The sequence below is a fragment of the Sphingobium chlorophenolicum genome (genome assembly GCF_000722875.1).
In the GTDB taxonomy this organism is placed as follows: Bacteria; Pseudomonadota; Alphaproteobacteria; order Sphingomonadales; family Sphingomonadaceae; genus Sphingobium; species Sphingobium chlorophenolicum.
Genome location: NZ_JFHR01000080.1, coordinates 1 through 17,655, shown reverse-complemented (window position 1 = coordinate 17,655; position 17,655 = coordinate 1). Strand labels below are relative to the sequence as shown.

Genomic DNA, 17,655 nt, shown 5'->3' with positions numbered 1-17,655 from the left:
GATGGAGCAGGGCTTCGACGATCTCGACGCCCCCGTGCTGCGCGTCACCAACGAAGACGTCCCGCTCCCCTATGCCGCAAACCTCGAAAAGGCCGCCATCGTCAATCCAGACAAGGTCGTGGAGGCCGTTAGAAAGGTCTGCTATAGGAAATAGCCGTCACTCCCCACGGCGACAGAGGAGATGCACATGCCGCATCTGCAATCGCTTGCCGCGTTGATCGCGCTCACCGCCCTGCCATTGACGGGCGCCGGGCAGGAAACGGACGCATGGACCGATGCCCGTCCCCTGACGCTGCAACTGTCCAGCTTCAAGTTCGAACCGTCGGACATATTGCTGGACCATGGCGTCGCCTATGACCTGCATTTCGTGAACGCTTCGTCGGGCGGCCATGATTTCACGGCCAAGGCCTTTTTCGCCGAAGCGCGGATCAGGCCAAACGACCAGGCGAAGATACGGGACGGCAGGGTGGAGGTCGGCGGCGGCGAAAGCGTCGACGTGCATCTGATCGCCTCGACGCCGGGCAGCTACAAGGTCCGCTGCACTCATTTCATGCACGGCGCGCTGGGCATGACGGGGCAGATCGTGGTGCGATGATCCGCGCCGCGGCCTCCACCGACCCGGCCTGAACGAAGGCTTCCCGACTCACGCGAATCCCCCTCTGTTGCTATGGCGGCTGCGCGATTATATCGCGATGCAATCTCTCAAGACGAAGGTCCGATGGAACAAGACGCCGCGATATTGAAAGACGAGGATTATGCGGCGCTGGCGGAATTCCGCTTCGCGTTGCGCCAGTTCCAGGCGTTCAGCAGCGAAAGGGCGGCGCAGCAGGGCCTGACGCCGCAACAGCATCAGGCATTGCTGGCCCTGCGCGCCGCTCCGGCGGAGGATGCGACGGTCGGCTATATCGCCCGGCGCCTGCTGCTAAAGCCGCACAGCGCCACCGGGCTGGTGGACCGGCTGGAAAAACTGGGCCTTGTGACGCGACACGCCAGCACGACGGACCGGCGCCGGGCGCAATTGCAACTGACGCCCGATGCGCTGGACCTGCTGGCGAAGCTGTCGGCCACCCACCGCGACGAAATCCGGCGTCTGCGCCCGCTCCTCAACCAATTGCTGGCCCGCTTCGCCTGAGGGATGGGGCGAAAATTCCTCCCTACGCGAAGCGTGGGGAGGGGGACCGCTCGCGAAGCGAGTGGTGGAGGGGAAATTCGGAGGTCGCGCCCCATTCCCCTCCACCAGCCTGCGGCCGGTCCCCCTCCCCATCTACCGATGGGGAGGAATAGGAGAGGTCCGCTTTCCCACCACACCCGCACTATTGAAATTACTTGCCCACCCATGTCCCGCGCAAATAGATAGCCCCGGAATTCCCCCGGAATATCTATCCCCGCCACTCAAATATTCACTTATTCGCCAGCCATCATAGAGTATCAAGAAATAATCATGGGATTTGCCTGACAGGATTTCATACGCTTTCCTCGTCGCCCCGCATCGGGAGCTTCATGGCAGGAAAGGATGACATCATGTCCACAGCCACAGCCGAACGCATCGACACAGCGCATCTCGACATTCGCCCGCTCCAACCTACGATCGGCGCGGAAATCCATGGCGTCGACATCGGGAAACCCATCGCCCCAGAGGTACGCGACGCCATCCGCGCGGCGCTGCTGCGCTATAAGGTCGTCTTCTTCCGCGACCAGCAACTCGACAATGAAAGCCACGCCGCCTTCGCCCGTTCATTCGGCCCGCTCTATACCCACCCCAGCACGACCCACGACCCGAAGGTCACGCCGATCCACAATATCTCCGCGCTGGAAAGCGCCCGCCCGGAAAGGCGCCAGGCGGAGGTGAAGATCAAGCCGGGCGAAGCCTATCATAGCGACACGAGCTGGCGTCTGGTCCCCACCTGGGGCGCGGTGCTGCGCGCCGTCGACCTTCCGCCGGTGGGCGGCGACACCGTCTGGGTCGACGCGCATCTCGCCTATGAAGGGCTGCCGGACGCATTGAAGGAAAGGCTGGAGGGGCTGCACGCCACCCACGACTTTCGCCCAACCCTGCTGGCGCACGGCCATGACTATCCCATCGTCGCCCATCCGGTGGTGCGCACCCACCGGGAGACCGGCCAGAAGATACTCTGGCTCAACCTGACCCAGAATCCGCAGATATTGGGCGTCGAACTGGCGGAAAGCCGGGAACTGATCGAACAAATTCTGCTGCAATATAAGCGCCCGGAATTCCAGGTCCGCTTCTCGTGGAAGCCCGGATCGGTCGCCTTCTGGGACAATCGCGCCGCCGTCCATTATGCGGTGCGCAACTATGGCGATTATCCGCGCCTGCTCCATCGCGTGCTGATCGCCGACGATCCGCTCTACGCCGATCTTTGAAAGGCGGACGATGATCGATCCCGCCGCATCCAATCCGGCGGCGCGGCGCAGTCCCCGCCTCTGGCTGTTGGGCGCGTTGGCGCTGGCGCTGGCCACGCTCGCCTTCCTGCTGTTCCGTCCGGCATCGCAGGGGGAGGCGGCGGACGATCGCATTCTCATCGTCGGCGACCAGCGGGGCGGCGCGCAAGCGCTGCTCAGGGCGGCGGGCGAACTGGACGGCATGCCCTACCGCATTAAATGGGCGCTGTTCCCGGCCGCCTCCCCCCTGCTGGAGGCGTTGGACGCCGGGGCGGTCGACATTGGCGGCATCGGCGGCGCGCCCTTCGCCTTCGCCTATGCAGGCGGCGCGCATATCAGGGCGGTGACCGCCTACCGGCCCGCGGGCGAACATGCGGGCAGGGGGTCGGCCATCATCGTGCCGAAGGATTCGCCGCTGCGCACCCTCGCCGACCTGAAGGGCAGGAGGGTGGCGACGATCCGGGGATCGGCGGGGCAGGATCTGGTGCTGCGCCTGCTGGAACGGGCGAAGATCGATTCCCGCACGATCCGCTGGACCTATCTGACCAATGGCGAAGCGAAGGCTGCGCTGGCCTCCGGCGGCATCGACGCCTGGGCCACCTGGGGCAGCTATGTCGGCATCGCCGTGCTGGAGGATGGCGACAGGATATTGGCCGACGGCGGCAATCTGCCCACCGGCATCGGCTTCTACGCCGCCAATGACAAGGCCATCGACCGGAAACGCGCCCTGCTGGCCGATTATGTCGCCCGCCTGGCGCGGGCGCGGGCCTGGGCACGCGATCATATCGACGATTATGCCAGGGCGCTGTCCAGCGAAACCGGCATATCCTTCGAAGTGGCGCGCTTCGCCGCCCAGGCCTATATCGGCGAGGCCGTGCCCATCGATGCGGCCCTCATTCGCGAACAGGGCCGGATTTTCGAACGCTATCACGCCGCCGGGATCATCCCCGCCATTCCAAAGGCCGACCGGGGATATGACGGATCGTTCAACCGGCAGGTGGCGGAGGCAGTTCGCCCGGCCGGCGCGTGAAGAAGGAAATCACGGAAATCAAAAAACAAACGGAAATTCATTCCTGATGTCTTTCAGCTCCATGAATATATTAAATAGATATATAATAATATCAAAATAAAATTAAACTAATCATCGCTCCAAATTTAATTGTTTAATTTGCCGGATCAAGACCGATAGCAATCATTCCAGAAAAAACATGTCTCAGGGAATGATGATAATGATGATCCTGGCCACTCTGCTGAAGCACACCGCATCCACCGCCTCCCTCATCGCCGCGCTCTCCTGCGCCGCCCATGCCGCCGATGACGTCACGGCCACGCCCGACGACGCGGCGGAGGGCAGCGCCATCGTCGTGACAGGCGTGCGCGGCGCGCGCCCCCGCACCGTCGCCGACAGCCCCGTCCCCATCGACGTCATCGACACGCGGGAATTGCAGGCGACCGGCCGCGTCGGCCTGAAGGACATATTGGGCAATATCGTCCCATCGCTGACCGTCCCGGCACTGGGCGGCGGCGGCACCTCTTCGGGGGCCAAGCCTATCTCCATCCGGGGCCTCAGCGGCGACTATGTGCTGGTGCTGGTCAACGGCAAGCGGCGGCACGCCACCGCGCTCATCAACAACCTCTCCCGCATTTCCGGCGGCAGCACCCCGGTCGACATCGACCTGATCGCCGCCAATTCCATCGGCCGGGTGGAGGTGCTGCGCGACGGCGCCGCCGCCCAATATGGGTCGGACGCAATATCGGGCGTGATCAACTTCATCCTCGACGCCACGCCCGAAGGCGGGGAGTTCGCGACCACCGCAGGCAGCCATTATGAAAAGGGCGGCGAACTGTTCCAGCAGTCGGTCAGCTACGGCACGCGGCTGGGCGCGGACGGGGGCTTCGTGCGCTTCGCGGTGGAGGGCAAATATCATGACCGGGCCGATCCGTCCGGCGCCATCGTCGCCGATTCCGTCGACCTCTACCCCCGGCTGGCGGACGGCTCCCGCGATCCCAGGGAAGCCACCATCGACCGCAATCGCGCAGGCAATTACGGCCGCACCAATCGCGATTATATCGTCAACGGCTCCTACAATGCTGAACTGCCCCTGGGCGACGCCGCCACCCTCTACAGCTTCTCGACGCTCAGCTATCGCGACATCAAGGACGGACGTGGCCAGTTCAACGCGAACAACGTCAATTCGCTGCCCGAAATCTACCCCAACGGCTTTCTCGCCAAGCGCCGCATCCGGGAAACCGATTTCCAGCTCACGGCCGGGCTGCGCACCACGCTGGCCGGTTTCGACGCCGATTTCAGCAGCAGCTTCGGCCGGGACGATGTGAAGCTGAACGCGGTCGACACGCTCAACCCGTCGCTGGGTCCAGGCAGCAAGACCCGCTTCTTCATGGGCAAGCAGATTTCCAGCCTCTGGGTCAACAATGCCGATTTCAGCCGGACCTTCGACCTGGGTCTGGCCGAGCCGCTGACCCTGGCCTTCGGGCTGGAACATCGGTGGGAACGGTTTCAGAACAAGGCGGGCGAACCCGACAGCTATCGCGACGGCGGCTATGTGATCCCGGCGGGCGCCACGCCCTTCCAGCTCGCCTATGGTGGCCAGCGCCCGTCGGCCAGCCTCGTCTCCTTCACCGGCACCACGCCTGCCGACGCCTTCGTCCTGACCCGCAACAATATCGCCGCCTATGTCGACATCGGCGCAAACCTGACCAAGGCCTGGTTCGTCGGCGTCGCCGGGCGCGTCGAACATTATACCGACAGTTCGGGCGACACGGTCAGCGGCAAATTCTCCACCCGGTACGAGATCGCGCCCGGCTTCGCGATCCGTGGCGGCGTCAACACCGGCTTCCGCGCCCCGTCGCTGGCGCAACAGGGCTTTTCCACGTCGCAGAACACCAGCGTCACCGTCAATGGCGACCGCATCCCGCAACTGGTGAAGTTCCTCGCCCCCAACGATCCCATCGCCGGCTATTTCGGCGCCCGTCCGCTAAAGCCGGAAAAGTCGCTGAACTTCACCGCCGGCGCGACCTTCGAAAGCGGCCCCTTCCGCCTGACCGTCGACGGCTATCAGATCCGGATAGAGGACCGGATCGTGAAGACGGAGATTTTGAGCAGCACCGAAGCCCGCACGATCCTGGCCAGCCCGCAAGTCACCTCCATCCTGGCGGCGCGGGGCGTGCCCGGCATCAGCAGCGTCCAATTCTTCATCAACGGCGTCGACACGCGGACTCGCGGCATCGACATCGTCAGCGAATATACGCTACGCACCGACGGCCTGGGCGATTTCAAGTTCGGCGCGGCCTATAGCTATAACAAGACGAAAATCCTGCGCGTGGCCGACAATCCGGACAATCTGGCCAACACCATCCTGTTCGGCCGTCAGGCGCGGGCCGACCTGACCGGCGCCACGCCCCGTGACAAGCTGGTGCTGAACGGCGAATGGACGGTGGGGGCGTTCCGCAGCCTGCTGCGCGTCACCCGCTTCGGCCGATATGGGGAGGCGGGCTCCAGCCAGACATCGACGGTCGACGACCGCAGCTTCAGTCCCAAATGGGTGACGGACCTGGATATTTCCGCGCAGGTGACGAAGGCGATCAATATCGCGGTGGGGGCGAACAACCTGTTCGACGTCTATCCCGATCCGGTCGGCGTGGTTCAGGCGAATACGGGGCTGGGCCTGTACGGCAACTTCGCGCCCTTCGGCTTGAGCGGCGGATTCTATTATGCGCGGCTGGGGGTGAAATTCTGAGCCTGAGTGCGGCTCAGCGGTCCTTGGCGTCGGAATTGACGTGCGCGATCAGGCTGTTGATCCGCAGGTCATTTTCCGCCGTGCAGGCGAAAAGCGCGCAGAACCAGTCCATCAACCGCGTGAACATCGCCATGACTCTCCCATATTTTCGCGGATCATAGCAGTTCACGCAGCGGAAGAGAAGCATAAGTCGAAAGGCCGCCATAGGCCGCGTTAATGTCAGGAAATGGCCAATAGCAGTCATTAATTCCTCCCTACGCGAAGCGTGGGGAGGGGGACCGCTCGCGGAGCGAGTGGTGGAGGGGAAAATCGGAGGTCGTGCCCCATTCCCCTCCACCAGCCTTCGGCCGGTCCCCCTCCCCATCTCTCGATGGGGAGGAATAGGATAGGTCGGCAATCCACCCCAAATCACTCAGTCCGGCGAGTCTTGAATTTGACCACGCCGCCCAGGCGACCAAGGCTCATGGAGGCACAATGGATGCTGAAACAAGTTCAGCATGACGAAAGTAAGAGAATCCCCCGCTAAGCCGCCTGCCCCCGCAAAGCCTTCTGCCGCCGCCGCTGCACCGAAGAGCCGATCCCCATCGCCTCGCGATATTTGGCGACGGTGCGGCGGGCGATGTCCATGCCCTTGGCGCGCAGCAGGTCGACCAGCGTGTCGTCGGACAGGATCGCATCGGCCGTTTCCGCCGCGATCAGCGCCTTGATGTGGCTCTTCACCGCCTCGGCCGACACCGCGCCCTCGCCACCCGCCGCCGCCACGCCGCTGGTGAAGAAATATTTGAGCTCGTACAGCCCACGCGGGCAGGACAGATATTTGTTCGACGTCACCCGGCTGACGGTCGATTCATGCATCTGGATCGCGTCGGCCACGGCCTTCAGCGTCAGCGGCTTCAGATGCTCCACCCCCTTGCGGAAGAAATCCTCCTGCTGGCGGACGATCTCGCTCGCGACCTTGACGATGGTCTTCTGCCGCTGGTCCAGCGCCTTCACCAGCCAGTTGGCGCTGGCTAGGCAATCCGCCAGCCAGGCCTTGGACGTCCTGTCCTGCGGCCCGGATGCCAGCTCCACATAATAGGTCCGGTTGATCAGCACGCGGGGCAGGGTGGCGCTGTTGACCTCGATCGCCCAGCCTTCCCGCGTCGGCCGCACGAACAGGTCTGGCGTCACCGGCGCGGCGCTCTCGGTGGAAAAGCGCAGGCCGGGCTTGGGGTCATAGCCGCGCAATTCGCGGATCATGTCCGCCATATCCTCTTCATCCACGCCGCAGATCCGGCGCAACTGCGGCAGCGCCCCCTTGGCGAGCAGGTCCAGATTGGCCAGCAGCTTCGCCATGCAGGGGTCGTGACGATCCGCCTCCTTCGCCTGCAAGGCCAGACATTCCGACAGCGACCGCGCCCCGACCCCGGTCGGGTCGAAGCCGTGGATTACGCTGAGCACCTGCTCGATCCTGTAGAGCGGCACGCCCATGCCATGGGCGGTCTCCAGCAGATTGGCCTCCAGATAACCGGCCTCGTCGATCTGCCCGATCAATTGCGCGGCGATGGTCAGGTCCATGCCCGACAAGGCACTGCGCGCCTGATCCATCAGATGTTCCTGAAGCCCCTGTTCCGGATTGGCGAAGCTGTCGAAATCCGGCGCCTCGCCGCTGCCGCCCGACAGCATGTCCATGCCGCCGCCGGAGCCGATGGCGGCGCCCGCCATCCGGTCGCCCGGCCCATCGTCGATGAAGGTCTCCGCGCCATAATCCACGTCCAGCGGGGAATCCGCGCCGCCCAGCCCCTGACCGATCAACTGGTCCGCATCGCCCGTCTCCGCCCGCAGGTCATGCTGCTCCGCCGCCCGGTCCACCCCGTCCGCAGGCGGCGCGAAATCGTCCGGCCCGCCCGCCTCCAGCAGCGGATTCTTCTCCAACTCGCCCGCGACGAAGGCCTCTATCTCCAGATTGGACAGCGCCAGCAGCTTGATCGCCTGCTGCAACTGCGGCGTCATCACCAGCGACTGGCTCTGCCGCAGGTCGAGACGGGGCGCGAGCGCCATCAGCCTTCCCCCTCGCCATCGTCAGGAAAGGCCCGCCCGCCGCTCATGTCAGAGCGAGAAATTCTCGCCCAGATAGAGCCGCCGCACGTCCGCATTGGCGACCAGCTCCGTCGGGCTGCCCGCGAACAGCACCTTGCCGTCATAGATGATGCAGGCGCGGTCAACGATCTCCAGCGTTTCGCGGACATTATGGTCGGTGATCAGCACGCCGATGCCCCGCGTCTTCAACTGCTTCACCAGATCGCGAATATCCGCGATGGACAGCGGATCGATGCCCGCGAAGGGCTCGTCCAGCAGCACGATCGAGGGATTGGCCGCCAGCGCGCGCGCAATCTCGCACCGCCGCCGCTCGCCGCCCGACAATGCCATGGCCGACGAATCGCGCAGCCGCACCAGGCCGAATTCCTCCAGCAACTGTTCCAGCCGCGCCTGCCGCGCCGCCTTGTCCGGCTCCGCCAGTTCCAGCACCGCGCCGATATTCTGCGCCACCGTCAGCCCGCGAAAGATGGAGGTTTCCTGCGGCAGATAACCCAGCCCCAATATCGACCGGCGATACATGGGCAGGCCGGTTATGTCCTGCCCGTCCAGCACGATGCGGCCATGGTCGGGCCGCACCAGCCCCATCACCGAATAGAAACAGGTCGTCTTGCCCGCGCCATTGGGGCCGAGCAGGCCGACCACCTCGCCCTTGCCGACGGTCAGCGACACATCGGCCAGAACGACCCGTTTGTCATAGCTTTTGGCGATGGAGATGACGGACAGGCCCTCTCCCACTTCCTGCGGGGGAAGGGGCGATGCCGGTGCTGTCCTGTCCTGCATCATCACGTCGTCCATCACTCGATCCTTGCTGCCGCGTGGTTAATAGCCGGTAAAATCCTGCTCCGGTCGCGACAATTGGCAAGCTTTGTGCATGGGATCGCCACCGGGGCAAGGGGAAAATGCTAGATGGGACCGGCAGAGCCGCTTTCAATCCCGTCGCATGGGCCGATCCGGCCATCGGGCGGGATGAGGCTTGCGGCGACGACGTCACGCCGCTAGGTTCACCTTTCGTTCCATAAAGGGGTATTCATGGACAGCCTGTCCGTCATTTTCGTCATCATTGCTCTTGCCGTGGGCCTTGGCCTTGGCTGGCTGCTGCGCGGCAAGGCGGCCGCCCCCCTCGCGGCGGAAAAGGCGGAACTGACGGCGAAGCTGGAAACCGCCACGGCGCAGCGCAACGGCGCGATTCAGGAACTGGCGGTGGCGCAGGAACGCATCGCGCAGGCGGCCGATCTGGCCCAAAGGCTGGAGGCGGAGCGTTCGGCGCGGGAACAGGCCGCCCGCGAACTGGCGGCGCTCCGCTCCGACACACAGGCGCGGGCGGAGGCTTTCGAAGCGCAGATCGCCGCGCTCAAGGACGCCAAGGAACAGCTTTCGGCCCAGTTCAGCGAGATTGGCGGCAAGCTGCTGCATCAGGCGCAGAGCCATTTCCTCGAACGCGCCGACCAGCGCATGGCCCAGGCGCATGAAAAGAGCGAGGCGCAGCTCAAGCAATTACTGCATCCGGTCAATGAGTCGATCCAGCGCTACGACCAGAAGATCACCCAGATCGAACAGCAGCGCACCGAAGCTTATGGCATTTTGCGCGGCGAGATCGAATCGATGAAGAGCGGCCAGGAAGCCGTGCGGGCCGAGGCGCAAAGGCTGGTCGATTCGCTGCGCCACGCCCCCAAGGCGCGGGGACGCTGGGGCGAACAGCAGTTGCGCAACGTGCTGGAAACCTGCGGCCTGTCCGAACATGTCGATTTCCAGACCGAGGTCAGCGTGGAGGGGGAGGATGGCCGCCTGCGCCCCGACGCCATATTGCGCGTGCCCGGCGGCCGTGCGCTGGTGATCGACGCCAAGGTATCGCTCAACGCCTATCAGGACGCCTATGGCGCGGAGGGGGATGAGGAACGGAAACGCTTCCTCTCCGCCCACGCCGCCGCGATGCGCGCGCATGTCGAGACTTTGGGCCGGAAAAGCTATGCCGACCAGTTCGACGAAGCCCCCGACTATGTAATCATGTTCGTGCCGGGCGAACATTTCCTCTCCGCCGCGCTGGAGCATGACCCGCAGCTTTGGGACCACGCCTTCGGAAAACGCGTGCTGCTGGCGACCCCGACCAACCTCATCGCCATCGCCCGCACCGTGGCGGCGGTCTGGCGGCAGGAAAAAATGGCGGACGAGGCCAAACGCATCGGCATGCTGGGCAAGGAACTGTACGAGCGGCTGGCGGGCGCGGCGGGATCGCTCAAGAAATTGGGCAACCGGCTCACCGGCGCGGTGGGCGACTATAATGCCTTTATCGGCAGCTTCGAAGGGCGGGTGCTGGTGACGGGCCGCAAGCTGCGCGACCTCAATATCGAAACCGGCGGCAAGGAACTGGAAGAACTGGAACCGGTGGAAGCCCTGGTCCGCGAACCCGCCTCGCCGGAAGCGATCCGCGCATTACCGGACGCAGCAGAATAGACTATCTTAATCCTCCCCATCGCAGATGGGGAGGGGGACCAGCCGCAGGCTGGTGGAGGGGAAATGCGCAGGTCGCGCCCCATTCCCCTCCACCACGCTTCGCGCGGTCCCCCTCCCCACGCTGCGCGCAGGGAGGATTGAATGCCCATTGGTGGCCATCCCCAAGCCCCACCAAACCCCGCAAAAATTTGCCCCAACCCCCATCAACTGGCATGGCCCGAATCATGAAACGCATCGGCCTCCTCGGCGGCTCCTTCAACCCGGCGCATGGCGGGCACCGCGCCATTTCCCTGTTCGCGGCGAAGGCGCTCCGGCTGGATGAAATCTGGTGGCTCGTCTCCCCCGGCAACCCGCTGAAACCCAAAGCAGGCATGGCACCGCTCCCCGCCCGCCTAGCCCATGCCCGAAAGCTGGCCCGCCGCACCCCCATCCGCCCCACCGCGATCGAGGCGCAATTGCGCACCCGCTACACCATCGACTCGCTCAAGGCGCTCCGCCGCCGCTACCCCCGCCACCGCTTCGTCTGGCTGATGGGCGCCGATAATCTCGCCCAGTTCGGCCAGTGGAGGGACTGGCGCGGCATAGCCCGAACAATGCCCATTGCCGTAATCGCCCGGCCCGGCTATGATGAAGCCGCCCGTGGCTCACCGGCCATGAGCTGGCTGCGGCGCTTCGTCCGGCCCGCGCGCCAGAGTGCAGACTGGACGGATTGGAGACTTCCGGCGCTCGTGCTTTTGCGCTTTCGCCCTGATCCAAGATCGGCGACCCTGCTGCGGCAGGCGGACCCCCTCTGGCATCGCGAATATAGTGAAACGCGTGTGCGCGACCCGCTCACGCGCCGGATGATCGTCTAGAATGGAGCACTTTTGACCAGACCGAACCCCGCCAACGACACGGCGAATGCCGACAGCGTTGCCGCCCTGCATGACCTTGTCCTGAAATCGCTCGACGACGACCAGGCGCAGGAAACCATCTCCATCCCCCTCGAAGGCAAGAGCAGCATCGCCGATCACATGGTGATCGCCAGCGGGCGTTCGTCGCGTCAGGTCGCGTCCATGGCGCAGAAGCTGGCCGAGCGGATCAAGCAGGCGACGGGCCGCTCCGCCCGCGTGGAGGGCCTGCCCGTAGCCGACTGGGTGCTGATCGACGCAGGCGACGTGATCGTCCACCTGTTCCGGCCGGAAGTGCGCAGCTTCTACAATCTGGAACGGATGTGGGGCTTCGTCGACGCGCCGGTCGCGGGCACGGCGTAACCGCCCCTTCGACAAGCGCGCGATGAACCGTTAGGGGGAACGCATGCTCCTCCACATCATCGCGCGCGGAAAGATCGGGCGCTCGCCCGAAGCGGAACTGGTGGACCGCTATGCGAAGCGGCTGACCATGCCGTTCAGGATCACCGAAATGCCGGACCGGGGCGGAAAACTGCCGCCCGCCCCGCCGGGCACGGTCACCGTGATGCTGGACGAAAAGGGCAGGCAGCTCGGCTCGCTCGATTTCGCCAAGCGCATCGAAGGGTGGCGCGATTCCGGCAAGCGCGAATGCCGCTTCCTGATCGGCGCGGCGGACGGCTTCGACCATGCGGATCGGGACAATGCCGACCTGCTGATCGCTTTCGGAGCGATGACCTGGCCCCACATGATGGCCCGCGCCATGCTGGCCGAACAATTATGGCGCGCCTGCTCGATCCTTGCCGGACATCCCTACCACCGGGAAGGCTGAACACCGATCCGCCACCTCCGTTCGTTTCGAGCGAAGTCGAGAAACCGATTCTCCCACCCACCGACTTCCCTCGACACGAACAGGCGTTTCCGCCTAGTCATGACCTTCCGGCGCGTGGACGTCACGCCCGCAGGGGGCAAAGTTGAAACAGACGGCGATCATCGCGGCATTCCTCGCGGGCGCGGCAGCGCTTGCGGCGGCGCGCCTGCCCGCCGCCGACGGCCAGGCGATCGTCCTGCCGGGCACCGCAGGCACCAGCCTCACCGAAGAACAATCCGCGCTCAAAACCGCCCGCCGCCAGTCGGACGAAGCCCGCTTGCGCTCCGAACGCCTCGAACGCCAAGCCGCCGCCGCCCGCGACGAAGCCGATCAGGCCCGCCGCCGCGCCGCCGCCATGGCGGCCCGCATCCAGCAGGCGGAGGCCGACATTCAGGCCGCGCAGGCCCGCATCGCCATCATCGCCCGGCTCCAGCGCGCCCAGTCCGCCCGCCTCGCCGCCAAGCAGGAACCCGTCGTGCGCCTGACCGCCGCGCTCCAGATGATGGCGCAACGCCCGCTGGCGCTGGCGCTGGTCCAGCCCGGATCGATCGACGACGCCATCCACATGCGCGCCGTGCTGGGGCAGGTGCTGCCCGTCATCCGCGAACGCACCGCCGGTCTGCGCGCCGAACTGGACCGCAGCCGCGCCCTGCGCGCCACGGCGGAACAGGCGGCGGACTCCCTCGCCCAAAGCCAGCAGGATCTGAAACAACGCCAGACGGCGCTCCAGACGCTGGAGGCCCAAAAACGCCTCGCCGCCCAGGATTACCGCGCCAACGCCGATTTGGAGAGCGACCGCGCCCTCGCCCTGGGCGAACGGGCGCGCGACATAGTCGACCTGATGGACAAGCTGGAGGAAGCAGGCGACCTGCGCGACCGTCTGGCCGCCCTTTCCGGTCCGCTCCCGCGGCCTCACCATCGCCACCCGGCCCGATGCCCTCGCGGTGGCGCCCACCGCCGGCCGCATCGTCTTCGCCGGTCCCTATCGCGGCTATGGCCAGATCGTCATTATCGACCATGGCGGCGGCTGGACGACGCTGATCACCGGCCTGCTGCGCCTCAACGCGGCGGTCGGCGACAGCGTGCGGCAGGGCGACCCCATCGGCAACGCCGGACCCGGCCGCCCCAGCATCACCGTCGAATTGCGCCGCAACGGCCGCCCGGTCGACATCGTCCCGCTGGTAGGACTGGGCTGACGCCGCCCAAGGTCATGATGGCTGGTTTCCCGTCGTTCCCCCTCCCGCAGGCGGGAGGGGGTTAGGGGGTGGGTGCGAGCGCAGCGAGCTTCCGGCTTCTCGGCTAGGGAAGAACGCCGCTGACGCGGCGGCCCACCCCCGGCCCCTCCCGTCTACGGGAGGGGAGAAGAACGTCCGCTCATGACCCCTCCCATACATCCCGAATTGCCCATCCCACCCAAGCCTTTTGCGTCTGCCCGCAAATGCCCTATACTGCCCGTTCGATGCCAGGACTCAGGACAAGCATGAAATCCAATTTCTTCCGGGGCGCGGTCGCCCTTGGCGCGCTCGCGCTCATCCCCGCCACCACGGCCGCGCTCGCCGACGGGGAAGCGAGCAGCTACAAGGCGCTGGACGAGTTCATGGACGTCTTCCAGAAGGTCCGCAGCGACTATGTCGAGAAGGTCGACGACGAAAAGCTGATCAAGGGCGCGATCGACGGCATGCTCGCCAGCCTCGACCCGCACAGCAGCTTCCTCGACGCCCGCGATTTCCAGAACCTGCGCACCCAGACGGAGGGCAGCTATGGCGGCCTCGGCCTCTCCGTCACGCAGGAGGATGGCGCGGTCAAGGTCATCGCCCCGACGCAGGACACCCCCGCCTGGCGCGCCGGGATCAAGGCGGGCGACTATATCACCCATCTCGACGGCCAGCTTATCTACGGCGGCACGCTGGACGAGGCGGTGGACAAGATGCGCGGCCAGCCCGGCACGCAGATCAAGCTCACCATCGTCCGCACCGGCCGCGACAAGCCCATCGAACTGACCCTCACGCGGGAGATTATCCAGATCAAGCCGGTGAAGTGGGAAGTGAAGGACGGCATCGGCGTCATCAACATCGTCAGCTTCTCCGCCAATACCGGCGCGGACGTGCGTCAGGCGATCCGCAGCATCGACAAGTCGCTGGGCCGCAAGCCGACCGGCTACATCCTCGACCTGCGCTCCAACCCCGGCGGCCTGCTGGACGAAGCGGTGTCGGTCAGCGACGCCTTCCTGGAACGGGGCGAGATCGTCTCGCAACGCGGCCGCCAGAAGGGCGATGTGGAGCGCTATTATGCCAAGCCAGGCGACGACGCGAAGGGCCTGCCGATGATCGTGCTGGTCGACGCGGGTTCCGCCTCCGCCTCCGAAATTGTCGCGGGCGCGCTGCAGGATCAGCATCGCGCGCTGGTGATGGGCGAACGCAGCTTCGGCAAGGGCAGCGTCCAGACCATGCTCCCCTTGAGCAACACCACCGCGCTCAAGCTGACCACGGCCCGCTATTACACGCCGTCGGGCCGTTCCGTGCAGGAAGGCGGGATCGAACCGGACGTGAAGGTGCCGCAACTGAGCGACCCCGACTACAAGAACCGCCCGAAATTCCGCGAAAGCGACCTGCGCCGCCACCTGATCAATGAGATCAAGACGGACAATGGCGCGCTGGAGCAGGATGGGAAGGACGATCCCCGCTTCACCGCCTCGGCCGAGGAGCTGAAGAAGAAGGGAATAGAGGATTTCCAGCTCGACTATGCGCTGAAAACCCTGTCCCGCCTCGCGGCCAAGCCGGGCGCGGCGGTGGCGCAGGCCCAACCCGCCCCCGCCCGCAAACCCGCAACACGTTAGATATTGCAATACAGACTAACGTGCTCCTGCGAAGGCAGGAGCCCAGTCCCGCCCTCAGAAAAGTAGGGCAACGTCTGAACTGGGTTCCTGCCTCCGCAGGAACACGTCGCATGAACAGCATATCCCCGCCGCAAGTTCAGCATGACGAAAGGTGCAGGACGGTCTAAGCGAACCTGATGAAAAGCCTGCCCCTCGCCCGCGCCGTGGCGCTGATCTTTCCCGTCGCCATGCTGGCGGGCGCCTATGCCTTCCAATATCTCGGCGGCTTGCACCCCTGCGAAATGTGCTGGTGGCAGCGTTACGCCCATATGGCCGCGATCCCGCTGGCGCTGGCCGCCTATGCGCTGCGCGGCAGGGCCTGCGTCAGCGCGTTGTTCACCGGCCTCGCGGGTCTCGCCATCGGCATCGGCGGCGGCATCGGCCTGTTCCATGCCGGGGTCGAATATGGCTGGTGGCAGGGGCTGACCGCCTGCTCCACCAGCCCGGCGGGCGGCAGTTCGGCGGACATCCTCAACCAGATCATGGCGACCCCGATCACCCGCTGCGACGTTTCGCCATGGAACCTGTTCGGCATTTCGATGGCGGGCTATAACGGCCTCTTGTCGGGGGCGGCCGCGCTCCTCATCTTGGCGCTGCTGCTCAGAAAAGGGAGCAAGGCATGACCGCAAAGGATTTTCCACGCCCCGGCCGCCGCGTCACCGACCGGCAACGCGCTTCCATGCTGCGCGTCGACCAGGCGGGCGAATATGGCGCGACCCGCATCTATGCGGGCCAGCTTGCCGTGATGGGGGATCGCCATCCCGACTCCCGCCTCATCGCCGGAATGGCCGCGCAGGAGGAACGCCACCGCCAGCATTTCGACGCCATGATCGCCCGCCGGGGCGTGCGCCCGACGGCGTTGCAGCCGATCTGGAAAGTCGCGGGCTTCGCGCTGGGCGCGGTGACGGCGGCCATCGGCCCCCGCGCCGCCATGGCCTGCACCGCCGCCATCGAAACGGAAATTGACCGCCACTATGCTGAGCAGCTCGAGCAATTGGGGCAGGACGATCCGGAACTCTCCACCGCCATCGCGGATTTTCAGGCGGAGGAGGTGGAGCATCGTGAAACCGCCATCGCCCATGGCGCGGAGCAGGCTCCGGCCTATCCCTTATTGTCCGGCGCCATCCGGTTGGGCTGTCGTGCCGCCATCGCCCTATCGAAGCGTATCTGAAGGAGAAGCATGATGAAGACCAGCCTGATCGCCGCCATGCTCCTTCTGGGCGCCGCCTCTCCCGTCTCGGCGCAGCAGGGACCGGTGCAGGAACAGGCGCCCGCCGCCCAGCCTGCTTCGGAACGCGTCAATCTGGTCATCGTCTATGGCGACGATCCCTGCCCGCAAAGCCAGGGCAGCGACATCGTTGTCTGCGCCCGCAAGGGGGAGGAGGAACGCTACCGCATCCCCGAACCGCTGCGCGGCGACCCGAACCAGCCCAGCCATCAGGCTTGGGGCGAACGGGTGAAGTCGATGGAATATGTCGGCCGCAGCGGCACCGAAAGCTGTTCGCCGGTCGGCGGCGGCGGCGCGACGGGCTGCTTCGCGCAACTGGCCCGGCTCGCCAAGGCGGAACGGCAGGCGGCGGACAATGCAAGCTGGAAGGATCTGGTAGAGGCGGAACGGGCACGCCGCCTGTCCACCATCGACGCGGAAAGCAAGGCGATCGAAGCCCGCGTCGTGGCGGAGGAAAAGGCGCAGCAGCCCGCCCAGCCGCCCGCAACCCCGCAGCCCTGACGGCTTTGGCCGCCACGCGGCGTCAGAAGACATGGCCGCCGGAACCGGGCCATCCGGGCGGCGAACAGGGGACGAAAGGATTGGAATCGATGCGTCTCCCCATTCTCCTCCCTGCCTTGGCGCTGCTCCCATTGGCCTTTGGCGGCGCGGCCCATGCCGAACCGCCGCAGAAAATCTTCAATCTGGTGGTTTACGGCAACGATCCCTGTCCGAAGGGGCAGGGCGACGAAATCATCGTCTGCGCCCGCAAGCCCGAATCCGAACGCTATCGCATCCCGAAAAAGCTGCGCGAAAAGCCCGAACCGGCGGGCGGCCCCGGCTGGGGCAGCCAGGTCGCGACGATGGAACAGGTGCAGCGGCAGACCCTGCCGGGCAGTTGCTCTGCCATCGGCAGCAACGGCTTCACCGGCTGCACCGCAAAAGCGCTGGAACAATGGTTCGCCGAACGCCGCATGCAGGAATCAAAGGGCGAACCATAAGGCGGTTCAGACCAAAATATTCCCCTCCCGCAGGCGGGAGGGGCTAGGGGTGGGCGCGAGCGAAGCGAGCTTCTGACTTAGCCGTTGTAAAACGACGCAGATGCAGCGCCAGCCCACCCCCTACCC

At 65.4% G+C, this 17,655-nt stretch carries 16 protein-coding genes and 2 pseudogenes; 16 read left to right on the top strand and 2 right to left on the bottom strand.

Going from position 1 to position 17,655, the window contains the following annotated elements:
* The 6 genes and pseudogenes from BV95_RS24650 to BV95_RS20915 form a co-directional block, all read left to right on the top strand.
* Positions 1-154, top strand: a pseudogene (locus BV95_RS24650) (pyruvate dehydrogenase complex E1 component subunit beta); the annotation flags it as partial.
* A 33-nt stretch (positions 155-187) separates the two neighbouring features.
* Positions 188-595, top strand: coding sequence for a plastocyanin/azurin family copper-binding protein (locus BV95_RS20935; RefSeq protein WP_037456833.1), 408 nt, complete (start codon positions 188-190; stop codon positions 593-595).
* A gap of 123 nt (positions 596-718) precedes the next feature.
* The gene (locus BV95_RS20930) at positions 719-1,132 is read left to right on the top strand and encodes a MarR family winged helix-turn-helix transcriptional regulator (protein WP_037456831.1); all 414 of its coding nucleotides are present in this window, start codon (positions 719-721) and stop codon (positions 1,130-1,132) included.
* A 389-nt stretch (positions 1,133-1,521) separates the two neighbouring features.
* Positions 1,522-2,382, top strand: a complete 861-nt coding sequence (locus tag BV95_RS20925) for a TauD/TfdA dioxygenase family protein (RefSeq protein ID WP_037456840.1) — start codon at positions 1,522-1,524, stop codon at positions 2,380-2,382.
* A gap of 10 nt (positions 2,383-2,392) precedes the next feature.
* Positions 2,393-3,430, top strand: a complete 1,038-nt coding sequence (locus BV95_RS20920) for an ABC transporter substrate-binding protein (protein ID WP_051749927.1) — start codon at positions 2,393-2,395, stop codon at positions 3,428-3,430.
* A gap of 199 nt (positions 3,431-3,629) precedes the next feature.
* Positions 3,630-6,158, top strand: a complete 2,529-nt coding sequence (locus BV95_RS20915; RefSeq protein ID WP_037456829.1) for a TonB-dependent receptor plug domain-containing protein — start codon at positions 3,630-3,632, stop codon at positions 6,156-6,158.
* 522 nt (positions 6,159-6,680) lie between these two features.
* On the opposite strand, the gene rpoN is transcribed toward BV95_RS20915, so the two are convergent.
* Together rpoN and lptB are read right to left on the bottom strand one after the other, a co-directional pair.
* Positions 6,681-8,198, bottom strand: coding sequence for an RNA polymerase factor sigma-54 (gene rpoN / locus BV95_RS20910; RefSeq protein WP_037456827.1), 1,518 nt, complete (start codon positions 8,196-8,198; stop codon positions 6,681-6,683).
* 48 nt (positions 8,199-8,246) lie between these two features.
* Positions 8,247-9,032 carry an LPS export ABC transporter ATP-binding protein gene (lptB, locus tag BV95_RS20905; protein ID WP_037456824.1) on the bottom strand — a complete coding sequence of 262 codons (786 nt, stop codon included), beginning with the start codon at positions 9,030-9,032 and terminating at the stop codon, positions 8,247-8,249.
* Between the two features lie 234 nt (positions 9,033-9,266).
* On the opposite strand from lptB, the gene BV95_RS20900 reads away from it, so the two are divergent.
* The 10 genes and pseudogenes from BV95_RS20900 (at position 9,267) to BV95_RS20855 (ending at position 17,529) form a co-directional block, all read left to right on the top strand.
* The gene (locus BV95_RS20900; RefSeq protein WP_037456823.1) at positions 9,267-10,688 is read left to right on the top strand and encodes a DNA recombination protein RmuC; all 1,422 of its coding nucleotides are present in this window, start codon (positions 9,267-9,269) and stop codon (positions 10,686-10,688) included.
* Positions 10,689-10,912: 224 nt separating this feature from the next.
* Positions 10,913-11,542, top strand: a complete 630-nt coding sequence (locus BV95_RS20895) for a nicotinate-nucleotide adenylyltransferase (RefSeq protein ID WP_037456819.1) — start codon at positions 10,913-10,915, stop codon at positions 11,540-11,542.
* 12 nt (positions 11,543-11,554) lie between these two features.
* Positions 11,555-11,941, top strand: a complete 387-nt coding sequence (gene rsfS, locus BV95_RS20890; RefSeq protein ID WP_013847838.1) for a ribosome silencing factor — start codon at positions 11,555-11,557, stop codon at positions 11,939-11,941.
* 43 nt (positions 11,942-11,984) lie between these two features.
* Positions 11,985-12,407 carry a 23S rRNA (pseudouridine(1915)-N(3))-methyltransferase RlmH gene (locus tag BV95_RS20885; RefSeq protein ID WP_037456815.1) on the top strand — a complete coding sequence of 141 codons (423 nt, stop codon included), beginning with the start codon at positions 11,985-11,987 and terminating at the stop codon, positions 12,405-12,407.
* A gap of 142 nt (positions 12,408-12,549) precedes the next feature.
* Positions 12,550-13,642, top strand: a pseudogene (locus BV95_RS20880) (murein hydrolase activator EnvC family protein).
* A gap of 284 nt (positions 13,643-13,926) precedes the next feature.
* Positions 13,927-15,282: a S41 family peptidase gene (locus BV95_RS20875; protein WP_037456813.1), complete on the top strand. Its 1,356-nt coding sequence runs from the start codon at positions 13,927-13,929 to the stop codon at positions 15,280-15,282.
* Between the two features lie 176 nt (positions 15,283-15,458).
* Entirely contained in the window at positions 15,459-15,944 is a 486-nt protein-coding gene (locus tag BV95_RS20870; protein WP_037456809.1) for a disulfide bond formation protein B, read from the top strand.
* Positions 15,941-16,492: a demethoxyubiquinone hydroxylase family protein gene (locus BV95_RS20865; RefSeq protein WP_037456807.1), complete on the top strand. Its 552-nt coding sequence runs from the start codon at positions 15,941-15,943 to the stop codon at positions 16,490-16,492. Before BV95_RS20870 ends, BV95_RS20865 begins: the two co-directional genes overlap by 4 nt.
* A 9-nt stretch (positions 16,493-16,501) precedes the next feature.
* Positions 16,502-17,050: a hypothetical protein gene (locus BV95_RS20860; RefSeq protein WP_037456805.1), complete on the top strand. Its 549-nt coding sequence runs from the start codon at positions 16,502-16,504 to the stop codon at positions 17,048-17,050.
* A gap of 89 nt (positions 17,051-17,139) precedes the next feature.
* Complete coding sequence (locus tag BV95_RS20855) at positions 17,140-17,529, top strand: hypothetical protein (protein WP_037456835.1); 390 nt, start codon at positions 17,140-17,142, stop codon at positions 17,527-17,529.
* Positions 17,530-17,655 lie beyond the last annotated feature (126 nt).